General features: G+C 63.7%; 12 protein-coding genes. 5 read left to right on the top strand and 7 right to left on the bottom strand.

Annotated features, from left to right (window positions below; translation table 11 throughout):
- Positions 1-5: 5 nt before the first annotated feature.
- Both EN807_RS20575 and EN807_RS20570 read right to left on the bottom strand, forming a co-directional pair.
- Complete coding sequence (locus EN807_RS20575) at positions 6-1,205, bottom strand: AI-2E family transporter (RefSeq protein ID WP_135936438.1); 1,200 nt, start codon at positions 1,203-1,205, stop codon at positions 6-8.
- Complete coding sequence (locus tag EN807_RS20570; protein WP_065009012.1) at positions 1,177-1,734, bottom strand: CDP-alcohol phosphatidyltransferase family protein; 558 nt, start codon at positions 1,732-1,734, stop codon at positions 1,177-1,179. The genes EN807_RS20575 and EN807_RS20570 overlap by 29 nt, the downstream gene beginning before the upstream one ends.
- A 610-nt stretch (positions 1,735-2,344) precedes the next feature.
- Here EN807_RS20570 and purM point away from each other — a divergent pair.
- Genes purM through EN807_RS20555 form a run of 3 tightly spaced genes read left to right on the top strand, consistent with a single transcriptional unit; the run spans position 2,345 to position 4,657 of the window.
- Positions 2,345-3,409, top strand: a complete 1,065-nt coding sequence (gene purM / locus EN807_RS20565; protein ID WP_245477593.1) for a phosphoribosylformylglycinamidine cyclo-ligase — start codon at positions 2,345-2,347, stop codon at positions 3,407-3,409.
- On the top strand, positions 3,406-4,116 hold the full coding sequence (gene purN / locus EN807_RS20560; protein ID WP_065008972.1) for a phosphoribosylglycinamide formyltransferase: 711 nt from the start codon (positions 3,406-3,408) through the stop codon (positions 4,114-4,116). Before purM ends, purN begins: the two co-directional genes overlap by 4 nt.
- Positions 4,117-4,132: 16 nt before the next feature.
- Complete coding sequence (locus tag EN807_RS20555; protein WP_135936437.1) at positions 4,133-4,657, top strand: histidine phosphatase family protein; 525 nt, start codon at positions 4,133-4,135, stop codon at positions 4,655-4,657.
- A gap of 196 nt (positions 4,658-4,853) precedes the next feature.
- Here the strand turns inward: EN807_RS20555 and EN807_RS20550 are convergent, their stop codons facing one another.
- The 5 genes from EN807_RS20550 to EN807_RS20530 all read right to left on the bottom strand — a co-directional run bounded on the left by EN807_RS20550 (position 4,854) and on the right by EN807_RS20530 (position 10,844).
- Positions 4,854-5,123, bottom strand: coding sequence for a DUF680 domain-containing protein (locus tag EN807_RS20550; protein WP_135936436.1), 270 nt, complete (start codon positions 5,121-5,123; stop codon positions 4,854-4,856).
- A 348-nt stretch (positions 5,124-5,471) separates the two neighbouring features.
- Positions 5,472-6,170: a DUF2270 domain-containing protein gene (locus EN807_RS20545; RefSeq protein WP_135936435.1), complete on the bottom strand. Its 699-nt coding sequence runs from the start codon at positions 6,168-6,170 to the stop codon at positions 5,472-5,474.
- A gap of 58 nt (positions 6,171-6,228) precedes the next feature.
- Positions 6,229-8,337, bottom strand: coding sequence for a molybdopterin oxidoreductase family protein (locus EN807_RS20540; RefSeq protein WP_135936434.1), 2,109 nt, complete (start codon positions 8,335-8,337; stop codon positions 6,229-6,231).
- Between the two features lie 48 nt (positions 8,338-8,385).
- On the bottom strand, positions 8,386-10,263 hold the full coding sequence (locus EN807_RS20535; protein WP_135936433.1) for an ABC-F family ATP-binding cassette domain-containing protein: 1,878 nt from the start codon (positions 10,261-10,263) through the stop codon (positions 8,386-8,388).
- A gap of 395 nt (positions 10,264-10,658) precedes the next feature.
- Entirely contained in the window at positions 10,659-10,844 is a 186-nt protein-coding gene (locus EN807_RS20530; RefSeq protein ID WP_065008966.1) for a hypothetical protein, read from the bottom strand.
- A gap of 150 nt (positions 10,845-10,994) precedes the next feature.
- Here EN807_RS20530 and EN807_RS35275 point away from each other — a divergent pair, with 150 nt between their 5' ends.
- Positions 10,995-11,165 carry a hypothetical protein gene (locus EN807_RS35275; RefSeq protein ID WP_082982452.1) on the top strand — a complete coding sequence of 57 codons (171 nt, stop codon included), beginning with the start codon at positions 10,995-10,997 and terminating at the stop codon, positions 11,163-11,165.
- Between the two features lie 101 nt (positions 11,166-11,266).
- Positions 11,267-13,348 (top strand): ATP-dependent helicase, encoded by a 2,082-nt coding sequence (locus EN807_RS20525; RefSeq protein WP_135936432.1) that lies wholly within the window; start codon positions 11,267-11,269, stop codon positions 13,346-13,348.
- Positions 13,349-13,433: the final 85 nt, after the last annotated feature.

The following is a 13,433-nucleotide window of genomic DNA, read 5'->3' as shown; positions in this document are numbered from 1 at the left end:
CTGGCTCAACTGCGCGGCCCACCGCTCCCGCGGCGACGCGCCGGCAGCGGCGGGACAGGTTCGGTATTGTGGCCCTTGTAGAGCGGCGACTCGAGATAGCGGGAAATGGCAAAGCGCACCAGAACGGCAACGGCGGCCGAGGCCGGCACGGCGATTAGCAAGCCGACGAAGCCGAACAGCGCGCCGAAGGCAAACAGCGAAAACATCAGCCACACCGGATGCAGGCCGACGCTTTTGCCGACCAGCCTCGGCTGCAAAATGTTGCCCTCTATAAACTGGCCGACGAAGAACACGCCGGCCACCGCGGCGACCATGGTCCAGTCCGGCCAGAACTGGACGAAGGCGACGCCGACGGCCAGCACCAACCCGGTCAGCGAGCCGACATAGGGAATAAAAGAGATCAGCCCGGCGAACAGGCCGATGAGGATGCCGAAATTCAGGCCGGTCAAGGTCAGCCCGGTGGCGTACATGGCGCCCAATACCAGGCACAGCGTGCCCTGGCCGCGCACAAAGCCGGCGGTGGCGGTATTGATGTCGTTGGCGATTGCCCTGACGGTCTGGACATAGTCGCGCGGTACCCAGCTGTCGACAATCGCCACCATGCGGTCCCAGTCGAGCAGCATGTAGAAGGCGACGACGGGCGTGACGACGAACAGGCTGACCACCGATACCAGCGCCACGCCGGAGCTCCAGATCGAGGTGAACACCGTGGTCAGGAGGCCGAAGCCGGAGGTCAGCAGCGAATTCAATCCTTCGCGCAGGCCATTGGCGTCGACGCCGAACTTCTCTTCCAGCCATCTCGGATCGAAGCTGGTGATCAGGGTCTGCAGGCGGGTCAGGTATTCCGGCAGCTTGCTGGCGAAATCGGCCATCTGCGAAGCCAGCACCGGAATCAGGATGACGAAGGCCAGTACCAGAACGACGATGAAGGCAAACAGGATGACAATCGTCGCCATCAGCCTGGACAGGCCGAGCCGCTGCAGCCGGTCTGCGACCGGGTCGAGGAAGTAGGCGAGCACCATGCCGGCGACGAACGGCAGCAGGATGCCGCTGAAGACATAGAGGAAGATCGCGAGGATGACGGCGCTGATCAGCCAGAAGCGGATTTGGCGGCGAAACACGCCAGACGCGGCAGCATCGGCAGCGGCAGCCTCGGCTGCCGCGTCGATGTCCTGGTCAGGTGCCCGGTTTGGAGCCTTCGCCATAGCCGCTCATATGCCTCAGCCAAGCCACGAGATAGGCCGCGGCCGAAGCCACGGTCAAGACCCCGGACAGCAATATGAGCACCGGCCTGAGCGGGTCGAGGTCGATGGCGAGGGCCAGCTCGCCCAGCACCACCGCCGCCAGCCCGATCTGGATGGCGGTGTTGGCTTTCGACACGAACAGCGGCTTCATCTCGACCGGGTGGGCCATGACGGTGGACAAAACGACGGCGCAGACGATCAGCGCATCGCGCGACACCATGGTGATGACCAGCCACAGCGGCAATTCACCGATGAAGCCCAGCACGACGAACACCGAGACCAGCAGCAATTTGTCGGCCATCGGATCGAGATAGGCGCCAAGCTGCGAAAACTGGTTGAAGTGGCGGGCGATGAAGCCGTCGACGCCGTCGGAAATGCCGGCGATCAGGAAGCCGGCGAAAGCCCAGTCCCATCGCGCCTGCAGCATGGCCAGCACCACGCCCGGCACCAGCACGAAACGCATGATCGTGATCATGTTGGGGATGGTCAAACGCATATCCCGTCGCTTCTGTTTTGATGATACATGATGGAGATGAGAGGCTACGGCAAGTGGCGACGCTCTCTCCTCGCTCACCTGCTCCACTCCAAACCGAAAAAACGAAGCTAGCGAATGACGATGGCACAGAGAATTACACTCGCCCTGCGTGTCACACTTTGCTATTTGGCCGGAGTGACAGAAAGCCTCTTAGCCTTCGCATCTCCACACCGCGACCCGGCGATGCATGACCTTTTGACCACTTTCGTTCTTGCCTTGGTCGTCGGCCTTCTGGCGTCTTGGCCTCTCTGGTTAGCGGCTGCCGCCGTGGCGTTCGTTTTCGGGCGGTCAGTCGCCGTAAACCCAGGTGTCGGGAGTGTGGCGGCAAGTTTGATCGCCGCCGGTTTTTCCTACGGAGTCCTCCCGAGCGACGAGGTCAGGTCTTTAGCGACCGTCGGTGCCCTCGCCGCTGCGCTGGCGGGCATTTCTTTCTACTGCTGGAGCGTATGGAGCCCGGTTCGGCCGGTCTAATTGAACACCGCCATCGCCGCTTGCCTTGCGGGGCAAAACCGTTCATGCGAAGAGCCCTCAAGCAAACGAAACAGCGATGAGCAGGCGCCGGAAAATGAGCAAGCGCAAGAACGGGCTCACCTATGCCGAGGCGGGTGTCGACATCGATGCCGGCAATCTCATGGTCGAGAAGATCAAGCCGCTGGTGCGCGCGACGCGCCGGCCGGGCGCCGATGGCGAGATCGGCGGCTTTGGCGGCCTGTTCGACCTCAAGGCCGCCGGCTTCACCGACCCGGTGCTGGTCGCCGCCAATGACGGCGTCGGCACCAAGCTGAAGATCGCCATCGATGCGGGCAAGCACGACACGATCGGCATCGACCTCGTCGCCATGTGCGTCAACGATATCGTCGTGCAGGGCGCCGAGCCATTGTTCTTCCTCGACTATTTCGCCACCGGCAAGCTCGATCCAGACCAGGGTGCTTCGATCGTCGGCGGCATCGCCGAGGGCTGCCGGCAGGCCGGGTGCGCGCTGATCGGCGGCGAGACGGCGGAAATGCCCGGCATGTATCACGGCAACGACTACGACCTCGCCGGCTTTGCCGTGGGCGCGGCCGAACGCGGCCAATTGCTGCCGACCGACGACCTCGTCGAGGGTGATGTGCTGTTGGGGCTGGCCTCGTCGGGCGTGCATTCAAATGGCTTTTCGCTGGTCCGCCGCATCGTCGCCACCAGCGGCCTTGCGTGGACCGATCCAGCGCCCTTCAACGATGAAGCCACGCTGGCCGAGGCGCTGCTCGAGCCGACCCGCATCTACGTCAAGTCGATCCTCAAGGCGATCCGTAACACGCATGGCATCAAGGCGCTGGCCCACATCACCGGGGGCGGCTTTCCTGAAAACATCCCGCGCGTCCTGCCGAAAGATTTTTCCGCTGAGCTCGATCTCGATGCCATCGAGGTGCCGGCGGTATTCTCGTGGCTGGCGAAGACCGGCGGCGTGGCGCCCGCAGAGATGATGCGCACTTTTAACTGCGGTGTCGGCATGATCCTCGCCGTCGCCTCCGGCCAGGCGGCACAGGTCGCGGCCGTCCTGCAGGAGGCCGGTGAGAGCGTGACGCCGATCGGCCGCATCGTGCCGCGCCGCGACGCCGGCGTGATCTATCGGGGCTCGATCGGCCTATGAGCGCGCGCAAACGCACCGTGGTTCTGATTTCGGGACGCGGCTCCAACATGACGGCGCTGATCGCCGCGGCCAGCAACCTGGACTATCCGGCCGAGATCGTCGGCGTCATTTCCGACCGGGCCAATGCCGCCGGTCTCGGTATCGCCGCGGCGCGCGGCATCGCCACCAAGGTGATTTCGCGAGCCGACTATACCAGCAAGGAAGCGCATGACGGGGCGATCGACGCCGCACTTGTCTCGTTCGGCGCCGAGATCGTGGCGCTGGCCGGTTACATGCGCATCCTCGGCGCGCGCTTCGTCGAGAAGTGGCTGGGACGGATGATCAACATCCACCCTGCCCTGTTGCCGGCCTTCAAGGGGCTGGATACGCATGCGCGAGCCATCCGCGCGGGCATCCGCATCCATGGGTGCACGGTGCATTTCGTCACCCTGGACATGGATGACGGCCCGATCATCGCCCAGGCCGCCGTGCCGGTGATGGTCGGCGACAATGAGGACATGCTCGCCGCGCGCGTGCTGAAGGCCGAGCACCGGCTTTATCCGCTGGCGCTCGGGCTGGTCGCCGAAGGCAAGGCGCGGATGGAGGGCGGCCGTACCGTGCTTGCCCACTTCGCCGACGATGCCGACAACAGCTCCTCCGTGGTCATGGCGCCCGATCCGCTGCGCGAGGAGACCGACCTCGAGCATCTGGCGCGCATCACGCCCTGAGCAGGAGAAGGCTGGCATGGCGACAACGAAGCAACTCCTTCTTCTGCGTCACGCCAAATCGAGCTGGGACGATCCTGACCTTATCGACTTCGACCGGCCGCTTTCCGGGCGCGGGGTGAAGGCCGCCCCGCTGGCCGGGCGCGAACTGGCCAGGCATGGCTGGCTGCCGGACCTGGCGCTGGTGTCGCCGGCGCTGCGCAGCCGCGACACATGGCGGCTGGTCTCGGCGGAACTGCCGGCGAAAACGCCGGCCAAATTTGTTCAGGCGCTCTACGAGGCCAGCGCGGCAGACGTTCTCGCCAAGGTGCGGCAGGCAAATGCGGCAACGAGCAGCCTCTTGGTGCTCGGTCATAATCCCGGCCTGGAGGAATTCGCACGCCGGCTGGCCGGCGCCGGATCGGACGCCGCGGCACTCAAAAAGCTTGAAGAAAAATTCCCGACCGCAGCCCTGGCCCGCTTCGTTTTCGACGGTGACTGGGCACGGCTGGCCCTCGGCGATGCCCGGCTGACGCACTGCGTTTGGCCGAAGGATCTGCGCTAGCGCATGGGCCCGAAGATCGGAATTGATTTTTTGCTGCGCTGACCTTCCGTTCCGAAGGGATCATGCGCAAAATCAAGTGCTGCAGCGTCCTTTGCGCGTCGAAAAGGATGCGCGGCGCTGTAGGCAGAGACTTGATAGGCAGAAGCAAAACGGCGGGCCAAGGCCCGCCGCACTTTGCGTTCCGGAGCTTGAGGGCTTAGCGGCCCCAGTTGCCCCGGCCCGATTGAGGCACGACCGACTGGGCCGTGCCGGACTCGGGCGTCGCATTGGTGTTGACAGCGTTGTGCTCGGTCGGGAGCAGCTTGCCGATCGAACCCGTGAACGTGTTGTCGACATTTCCAACAGGCGCATTGCCAGCAAGCGCTGCCGGCTGGTTGACGCCGTCCGAACCATAGTGGTCGCTGCCGGCAAAGGCGCTGCCTGTGGCAATGAGGATGGCGGCAGCGGTGAGAGCAATCTTGGTCATTTCAGGTACTCCAATACTTTCACACTTTCAGTGTTGTTGTCCGTCTCGTGGCGTGCCTTGGGAGGATTTCGCGTCGCTCGGACCACCCCGAGGTGGGTTGGCCCTGCAGCAGTTTCCAATCACAAAGATGTTCCGGCCACCTCCTGAAGCGGGTGCTTGCAATCCGCCAAAAGGCTTCCCTCGCCACAATCTTTGACTTTCTTCTCAATGCGTTAGGCGATACGCCCTGCCGCGTGGCCTGGCCATTTGCATTCACTTGGTCTTGCACAATGCGTCAACAAAAACGAACCGATCGGTTCGATTCCTGCGCAGATGAAATCGCAGATCTACCGGTTTTACGCTGCCGCTCTAGACGTGCACGTCGCCAAAAGAGAGCTCGCCGTCGTCGCTAGCGGTCAGGAACGCCGTGACCAGCAGACCGGCATAGAAGGCGGCGACCAGCACGACGATGACCAACCCGGGAATAGGCCCAAGGGCGGCGCTGGTGACGGCCTCGCGCACCGAACCGACGAAGCCGATGCGGACACCTTCGGTTAGAAGACCGGGAGTCGACAGTTTCAGGATCCAGGCCATCAGCAGGATCAGCAGCATGTGGATGTAGTTTCGACGCAGACGGCGCGCCAACGCCGCTCGCTGCGAAATGAGGAATTTTGGAGCGCGCAGACTTTCGCCGACGACCAACAGCCAATCGGACGCGAAGTCCGGCTGCGGCGAGAATATCTGCGCGAAATAGTGCCGTTCGAACTGGCGCACGCGGGCCCGGTAAACGTCGAAGAAGCGATATCGCCGCGCTTCTATCCACAGCAGCAACAGGACAAGCAGCATGGCAAAAAGCAGCACGCCGTGATGCGCGCTGGCCGTCGAAAGCGAGATGGACAACATTGCCGCGACGACCGTTATCGCCCAATTGCTCGTCCGGTCCAGGCGGTCGCGCCACCCCGTCATGCGCAGAATCTCGGCGCGATGAAAGTGCGACATCGTGGTTACGAGTTCACCGGACGAAAGTGTCCTTCCGATGGGGTCCGGCGCCGCCAACGCTTCTGCCATCACCATACCTCCACCCGCCCACGCAAAAACGGCCGGATGGATATATCGTTCCGACGCTTCACTTCGCCGCGCGCAGCCAGACCTTGTTGTCGTGGAACGCCGCACCGCCATAGGGCGCCGGCGCGTCGGCGCCGGTCAGGACGTTGATGCCCTCGCCGCGCTCGTGGGCGCTGTTCGGCCAGATACCTTCTGCGATTACGACGCCGCGCCTGATGCCGTCGAACAATCTTGCGTGCAGCACGACTTCGCCCCGCGCATTGCCGATCTCGACGCGGTCGCCATTGGCCAGCCCATAAGCTGCCGCATCGTCCGGATGCAAAAGCAGTTCCGGCCGGCCCTCCTTGGCCTTCGACACCGGCGTCTCCGAAAAAGTCGAGTTGAGGAAATTGCGCGCCGGCGAGGTGGTCAGCCGGAACGGATGCGCCGCATCCGCCACCTCGATCAGGTCGACGTGGTCGGGGAATTCCGGCAGGTTTGCCACCGGCCCGAACAGGCCCATGCTTTTCGGCGGCCGGTTGGGCGCCGCCTGCCCGGTCCAGTCGGCGCGGAAGCGGAATTTTCCGTCCGCGTGGCCGAAGCCGTCAATAAAATGCGCCGCCTCGAAATCCGGCTGCAGATCGACCCACTTTTCTTCCTTGAGGCTCGAAAAACTGCCGAGCCCGCGCTTGCCCAAAATGATGTCAATATGCTGCTGCTCGGTCATGCCAAAGCCAGGCCTGTCGCCAACACCGAGCCGCTTGCCGAGTTCCTCGATGACGAAATGGTTGGTGCGCGGCCCTTCCGGCGGGTCGATCAGCTTCGGACCGAGCGTGATGTGCTGGTTGCCGCCGCCCTTGTAGACATCGTCATGCTCGAGGAACATCGTCGCCGGCAGCACGACATCGGCGAGTTTTGCGGTGTCGGTCATGAACTGCTCGTGCACGCAGGAAAACAGGTCGTCGCGTAAAAAGCCCTGCTTCACCAGCCGCTGCTCCGGAGCGACATTGACCGGATTGGTGTTCTGGATCAGCAGCGCCGTCACCGGCGGGCCGCCATAAAGAGCATCCTCCGCCCCGGTCAGCACCGGGCCGATGCGCGAATGGTCGAGATGGCGGATCGCGGGGTCGCGCATCCGCGTGCCTTCCAGCAGTTCCTGGTTCAGCTTGAAGATACCCGAATTGGAATGGAAGGCGCCGCCGCCCTCATATTGCCAGCAGCCGGTGACCGCGGCGATCGATGCTGCGGCATGCATGTTGACCGAGCCGTTGCGCTGGCGGGAGAAGCCGTAGCCGAGGCGGAAATAAGTTTTCTTCGTCGTGCCGACGAGACGGGCGAAGGCCTCGATCTCGTCGAGGGAAAGCCCGGTAATATCAGCCGCCCATTGCGGCGTCCTCGTCCGAAGATGCGCTTCCAGACCGTGCGGGTCGTCGGTGTATTTTTCCAAATAGGCGCGGTCGGCCATGCCGTCACGGAACAGCACATGCATCACCGCGCAGGCCAGCGCGCCGTCGGTGCCGGGCTTCAGCACCAGGCCGAGATCGGCCTGCTTCATCGACGCATTCTCGTAGACGTCGATGACGACGATTTTGGCGCCGCGTTCCTTGCGCGCCTTGATCGCGTGGGTCATGACGTTGACCTGGGTGACCACGGCATTGGTGCCCCAGATCACCACGCAGTCGGACTTGGCCATCTCGCGCGGGTCGGGACCGCGCAACGCGCCGGCGCCCATCATCCAGCCGGTCCAAGCCAGATTGGTGCAGATAGAACCGAAGAAGCCGGAGTACTTTTTCGCGTGGCGCAGCCGCTCGATGCCGTCGCGCTGCACCAGCCCCATCGTGCCGGCATAGTAATATGGCCAGACCGTCTCCGAGCCGTATTTTGCCTCGGCCGCAATGAATTTTTCGGCGACGAGGTCGAGCGCGGCCTCCCAGCTCGCTTCCTTCCAGACGCCCTCGCCTTTGGCGCCGGCGCGGATCAGTGGCTTCAACAAGCGGTCGGGGTGATGGACGCGGTCGGCATAGCGGGCGACCTTGGCGCAGATGACGCCTGATGTATACGTGTTGGCCTTGGCGCCATGGACGCGGCCGATGCGCTTGCTGTCGAGCAGCTCGACCTCGAGCGCGCAGGTCGAAGGGCAATCATGCGGACAGGCCGAATGGCCGATCCTGAGCTTGGCGTGCTGATTCATAGGGCCAAACTAGCCGCTTATGGCGGCGGCGTGTAGGGCCAGATGGCGCTACTCCGCCGTCCCTTCCTCGTATTCCGCCGACATCGACAGCCATTTTTCCTCATGGGCGGCCAGCGTGTGGGCCAGTTGCGAGCGCTCCTTGGCCAGCCGTGTCGCCGTCGACGGGTCCTTTTCATAGACCGCCGGGTTGGCGAGTTCGTCCTCGATCAAGTCGATGCGCTTACGGATGCGGTCCATCAGCGCTTCGGTGGCGCGGATTTCCTTGGCCAGTGGCTCGAAGGTGGCACGGCGTGCGGCCGCGTCGCGGCGGCGGTCGGCCTTCGAGGCTTTTTCGGCTTCGCGCTTGCCGCGGCGGTCGCCGGAGACACCGGTGACCAGCGTCTTGTAGTCATCGAGGTCGCCGTCAAAAGGATTGACCGTCCCATCCTTGACCAGCCATAGCCGGTCGGCCGTTGCCTCGAGCAGATGGCGGTCGTGCGAGATCAGGATGACGGCGCCGGGAAACTCGTTCAGCGCATGGATCAGCGATTCACGGCTGTCGATGTCGAGATGGTTGGTCGGTTCGTCGAGGATGAACAGGTTTGGGCCCTCGAAAGCCGACAGGCCCATCAGCAGTCGCGCCTTCTCGCCGCCCGACAGGTCCTTGGCGGCGGTGTTCATCTTTTCGGTGGTCAGGCCGAACTGGGCGACGCGGCCGCGCACTTTCGATTCCGGCGCTTCCGGCATCAGCCGGCGGACATGCTCATAGGCGTTTTCGTTCGGCCGGAGATCGTCGAGCTGATGCTGGGCAAAGATCGCCACCTTCAGCCCGGGCGCCACCGTCATGGTGCCGGTCTCCTGCTTCAGCCGGCCCGACAGAAGCTTGGCGAACGTCGACTTGCCGTTGCCATTGGCGCCAAGCAGCGCGATGCGGTCATCGGCGTCGATGCGCAGCGTCATCTTCTTAAGGATCGGCTGACCCTCGGTGTAGCCGACATTGACATTGTTCAGCGCGATAATCGGCGAGGCGACCGTCTTCACCGGCTCGGGAAAGGAGAACGGCCGCACGTTGTCGTTCACAATTGCGGCGATCGGCTTCATCTTCTCCAGCGCCTTGATGCGCGACTGCGCCTGTCTCGCCTTGGAAGCCTTGGCCCGAAAGCGCTCGACGAAGGATTCCATGTGCCTGCGCGCGGCTTCCTGCTTGACCCTGCCCTTCTCCTGCAATTCGCGCTGCTCGGTGTATTGGCGTTCGAACTGGTCGTAGCCGCCGCGCCAGAAAGTCAGCTTCTTCTGGTCGAGATGGACGATCGAGTTGACGGCGCGGTTGAGCAGGTCGCGGTCGTGCGAGATCAGAAGTACGGTGTGCGGATATTTCGACACGTAGTTTTCCAGCCACAGCGTGCCTTCGAGGTCGAGGTAGTTGGTCGGCTCGTCGAGCAGCAGCAGATCGGGCTCGGCAAACAGCACTGCGGCGAGTGCGACGCGCATGCGCCAGCCGCCGGAGAACGACGAGGCTGGCCGCCGCTGGGCGTCGTCGTCGAAGCCGAGGCCGGCGAGGATGGTGGCCGCACGCGACTCGGCCGAATGGGCGTCGATATCGGCCAGCCGCATGTGGATGTCGGCGATGCGGTGCGGATCGGTCGCCGACTTTTCCTCCTCGATCAATGCGGAGCGTTCAAGGTCGGCCTTGAGCACGATCTCGATCAGCGGCTCCTCGGTGCCGGGCGCTTCCTGCGCCACCTGGCCTATGCGCGTGTTCTTCGGCAGGCTGATCGAGCCGGTCTCGGAGGCGAGGTCGCCGGTAATCGCCTTGAACAAAGTGGTCTTGCCGGTGCCGTTGCGACCGACGAGGCCTGCCTTGCTGCCGGCCGGCAAGGTCAGCGAGGCATGGTCGAGAAGCAGACGTCCGGCCATGCGGAGCGAAAGGTCGTTAATGATCAGCATGGCCGCGCTTTTGCACGGGACGTCAGCGCTTCGCAAGACCTTGAGCGCCGCTTGGCCGGATAAGGCATGAAAATGGCCGGCAGCGGCAGATTGCCTGATGCTGCGGGAGGAAAGTTCCGATCGCCGTCCTCACCGGATCAGAGGCCAGCCCCGGGTTGGGCCGGAACCTGCTGCGACGACGCGGCGCCTGGCGAGCATCGGCTTCTCGCATCGGAAATTGCAGTTTTGTCACATTTGTCAGTAGATTGACTGTCCAACGCGGTCGTCTTCCGCGATCACCCCATGACGCAACGGCAAGACTCAGCTATCTCTATGTACGCGGCGGACCTGATACCCGCCTGGCCGGCGTCATCGCTCCCCTCCCAAGCGGCGCCGGCCACTTTTTCTGCGTTCCATCACTGCGCCGGCGGCGTGCCGGGTTGCTCATCGCCTGACGTCGATTTGGGTGCAGGGTCGACCTGCGGGTTTTGATCGGCGCCGGGGGCCTTTGTCGGTGGGATGTTGTTATCGCAAGCCGCGACAGCCAGCGCTGCCGCCAAAACGAGCCAGGTCGGGGCCAGCAAAATTGAAAGCTTGTTCATCGCAACCTCCTGTCATCGGGCAAACGAGACGGTGCTGATTTGGTTGCACGCTCGGGCAGAGCTCGGGGCGTTCGGAAAGCGGGGAACAAAACGAGAGAGCGAGGAACAAAACGCGGGCTCTTCGGTTTGTCCACACCAATGGAGAAGATCATGATCCGTCTGCTCATAGCCGGTGCCGCAGTCTACGTGGCCTACCGTATAGTCAGAGAAATCATTGACGAGGTGCCCGACGACTTCGATCCGCCGTTGCTGCCGCCTCCCGATGACGACGAGTCGTTGCGGCGGCAGTCGGCGGCAATGGGCGTAGAGCCCGAGCGCTAGGTCCAGTTCATCGGCGGGTGCGCCAGTAGAAACGGACGCATCGATCGCAACTTTCACGCCGAAACCGTTGCGAACAAAGCGGAAACGATGCTTGATGGGCAATGAACCTCGCTGCCCGTGATTCGACCTTCCGGCCTGCCTATCTCGCGAAGCTGAATGCCGAGCAGTGCATTGCCGTCGAGCATGGCGACGGCAAGGTCGCCGGGCCGCTGTTGGTGATCGCCGGGGCCGGCTCCGGCAAGACCAGCACGCTGGCGCATCGCGTCGCGCATCTGATCGTCAGGGGCGCTGACCCGAGGCGCATCCTTTTGATGACGTTTTCGCGTCGTGCCGCATCGGAAATGGCCAAGCGGGTCGAGCGCATCGCCGGCGAGGTGCTCGGCCGAGACGCTTCCATCATCACCGATGCGCTGAGCTGGGCCGGCACGTTTCACGGCATCGGCGCCAGGCTGCTGCGCGATTATGCGCTGGAGATCGGCCTCGATCCGGCCTTCACCATCCATGACCGCGAGGATTCGGCCGACTTGATGAACCTCGCCCGGCACGAACTCGGCTTCTCCAAAACCGAAGGCCGTTTTCCGACCAAGGGCACGTGCCTGGCGATCTATTCGCGTGCCGTCAACGCGCAGGCGCCGCTCGGCGAGATTCTCGGTTCGGTGTTTCCCTGGTGCGCGGGTTGGGCAGAACAGCTTAAGACGCTGTTCGCCCGATATGTCGAGACCAAGCAGGCGCAGAACGTGCTCGATTACGACGACCTGCTGCTCTACTGGGCGCAGATGGCCGGCGAGCCGGAGATATCAGCGCATCTGGGCGGGCGCTTCGACCATGTGCTGGTCGACGAATACCAGGACACCAACCGGCTGCAGGCCTCGATCCTCACGGCGCTCAAGCCGGACGGCTCCGGGCTGACGGTGGTCGGCGACGATGCGCAGTCGATCTATTCGTTTCGAGCGGCGGAAGTGCGCAATATCCTCGACTTCCCCAAACAGTTCGCGCAGCCGGCCGAGATCGTCATGCTTGAGCGCAACTACCGCTCGACCGAGACCATCCTGGCCGCCGCCAATGCGGTGATCGGCGAGGCCTCGGAGCGCTTTACCAAGAACCTCTGGTCGGAGCGCAAATCGGCGGAAAAGCCGAGGCTGGTCAGCGTTCGCGACGAAGCCGAGCAGGCGAGTTACGTCTGCCAGGCTATTCTGACCGAGCGTGAGGCCGGCACGGCGCTGAAAGCGCAGGCCGTGCTGTTTCGCGCCTCGCACCACAGCGGGCCGCTGGAGATCGAGCTGACGCGCCGCAACATCCCGTTCGTCAAGTTCGGCGGGCTGAAATTCCTCGACGCCGCCCATGTCAAGGACGTGCTGGCGGTGCTGCGCTTCGCCGAAAACCCGCGTGACCGCGTCGCCGGTTTTCGCGTGCTGCAGCTTTTGCCCGGTATCGGCCCTTCGGCGGCTTCGCAGATCGTCGACACCATGGCGACTTCGCTCGACGAAACGATGGGGCTGGCGCGCTACCGGCCGCCGCAACGCGCCGCCGACGACTGGCCGGGTTTCGTCGCGCTGTTCTCGCAGCTTCGCACCGGGTCGGGAAAATGGCCTGTTGATCTCGAACAGGTCAGGCTCTGGTATGAGCCGCATCTCGACCGCATCCACGAGGACGCAACGACGCGCCGGGCCGATATTCTGCAGCTCGAACAAATCGCCTCGGGCTATGCCTCGCGCGAGCGTTTCCTGACCGAACTGACGCTCGATCCGCCGGATGCAACCAGCGACGAGGCCGGGCCGCCGCATCGCGACGAGGACTATCTGATCCTGTCGACCATCCATTCGGGCAAGGGCCAGGAATGGAAGAACGTCTTCGTGCTCAACACCGTCGACGGCTGCATCCCGATCGATCTCGCCGTCGGCTCGAAGGAGGATATCGACGAGGAGCGCCGCCTGCTCTACGTGGCGATGACGCGGGCCAAGGACGGCCTGCACCTGGTCATGCCGCAGCGCTTTTTCGTCCACGGCCAGGCGGCGCGCGGCGATCGCCACGTTTACGCCTCGCGCACCCGCTTCATCCCGGCCTCGATCCTCGGCGCCTTCGAACAGACATCATGGGCGAGCGTCCAGGCCAAGGACGATCCGCGCCGCCAGCCGCAAGTGCGCGTCGACCTTGGCGCCCGCATGCGCGACATGTGGAAATAGGCTGCCTTTCGACACGGCGCTGATGCCACGGAGCTTGGTGGCGAAAATCAAATCTCGGCAACATGGAACCTGATGCCGCAATCCG

This window comes from Mesorhizobium sp. M5C.F.Ca.ET.164.01.1.1 (assembly GCF_004792125.1).
GTDB lineage: Bacteria > Pseudomonadota > Alphaproteobacteria > Rhizobiales > Rhizobiaceae > Mesorhizobium > Mesorhizobium wenxiniae.
The sequence above is the reverse complement of the archived record's forward strand: the minus strand, read 5'-3'. Positions and strand labels throughout refer to the sequence as shown.

Bases quoted from the DNA above. Each gene is read 5' to 3' on its own strand.
- EN807_RS20575 (WP_135936438.1), bottom strand. From the start codon at position 1,205: ATGGCGAAGGCTCCAAACCGGGCACCTGACCAGGACATCGACGCGGCA.
- purM (WP_245477593.1), top strand. From the start codon at position 2,345: ATGAGCAAGCGCAAGAACGGGCTCACCTATGCCGAGGCGGGTGTCGAC.
- purN (WP_065008972.1), top strand. From the start codon at position 3,406: ATGAGCGCGCGCAAACGCACCGTGGTTCTGATTTCGGGACGCGGCTCC.
- EN807_RS20555 (WP_135936437.1), top strand. From the start codon at position 4,133: ATGGCGACAACGAAGCAACTCCTTCTTCTGCGTCACGCCAAATCGAGC.
- EN807_RS20550 (WP_135936436.1), bottom strand. From the start codon at position 5,123: ATGACCAAGATTGCTCTCACCGCTGCCGCCATCCTCATTGCCACAGGC.
- EN807_RS20545 (WP_135936435.1), bottom strand. From the start codon at position 6,170: ATGGCAGAAGCGTTGGCGGCGCCGGACCCCATCGGAAGGACACTTTCG.
- EN807_RS20540 (WP_135936434.1), bottom strand. From the start codon at position 8,337: ATGAATCAGCACGCCAAGCTCAGGATCGGCCATTCGGCCTGTCCGCAT.
- EN807_RS20535 (WP_135936433.1), bottom strand. From the start codon at position 10,263: ATGCTGATCATTAACGACCTTTCGCTCCGCATGGCCGGACGTCTGCTT.
- EN807_RS20530 (WP_065008966.1), bottom strand. From the start codon at position 10,844: ATGAACAAGCTTTCAATTTTGCTGGCCCCGACCTGGCTCGTTTTGGCG.
- EN807_RS35275 (WP_082982452.1), top strand. From the start codon at position 10,995: ATGATCCGTCTGCTCATAGCCGGTGCCGCAGTCTACGTGGCCTACCGT.
- EN807_RS20525 (WP_135936432.1), top strand. From the start codon at position 11,267: ATGAACCTCGCTGCCCGTGATTCGACCTTCCGGCCTGCCTATCTCGCG.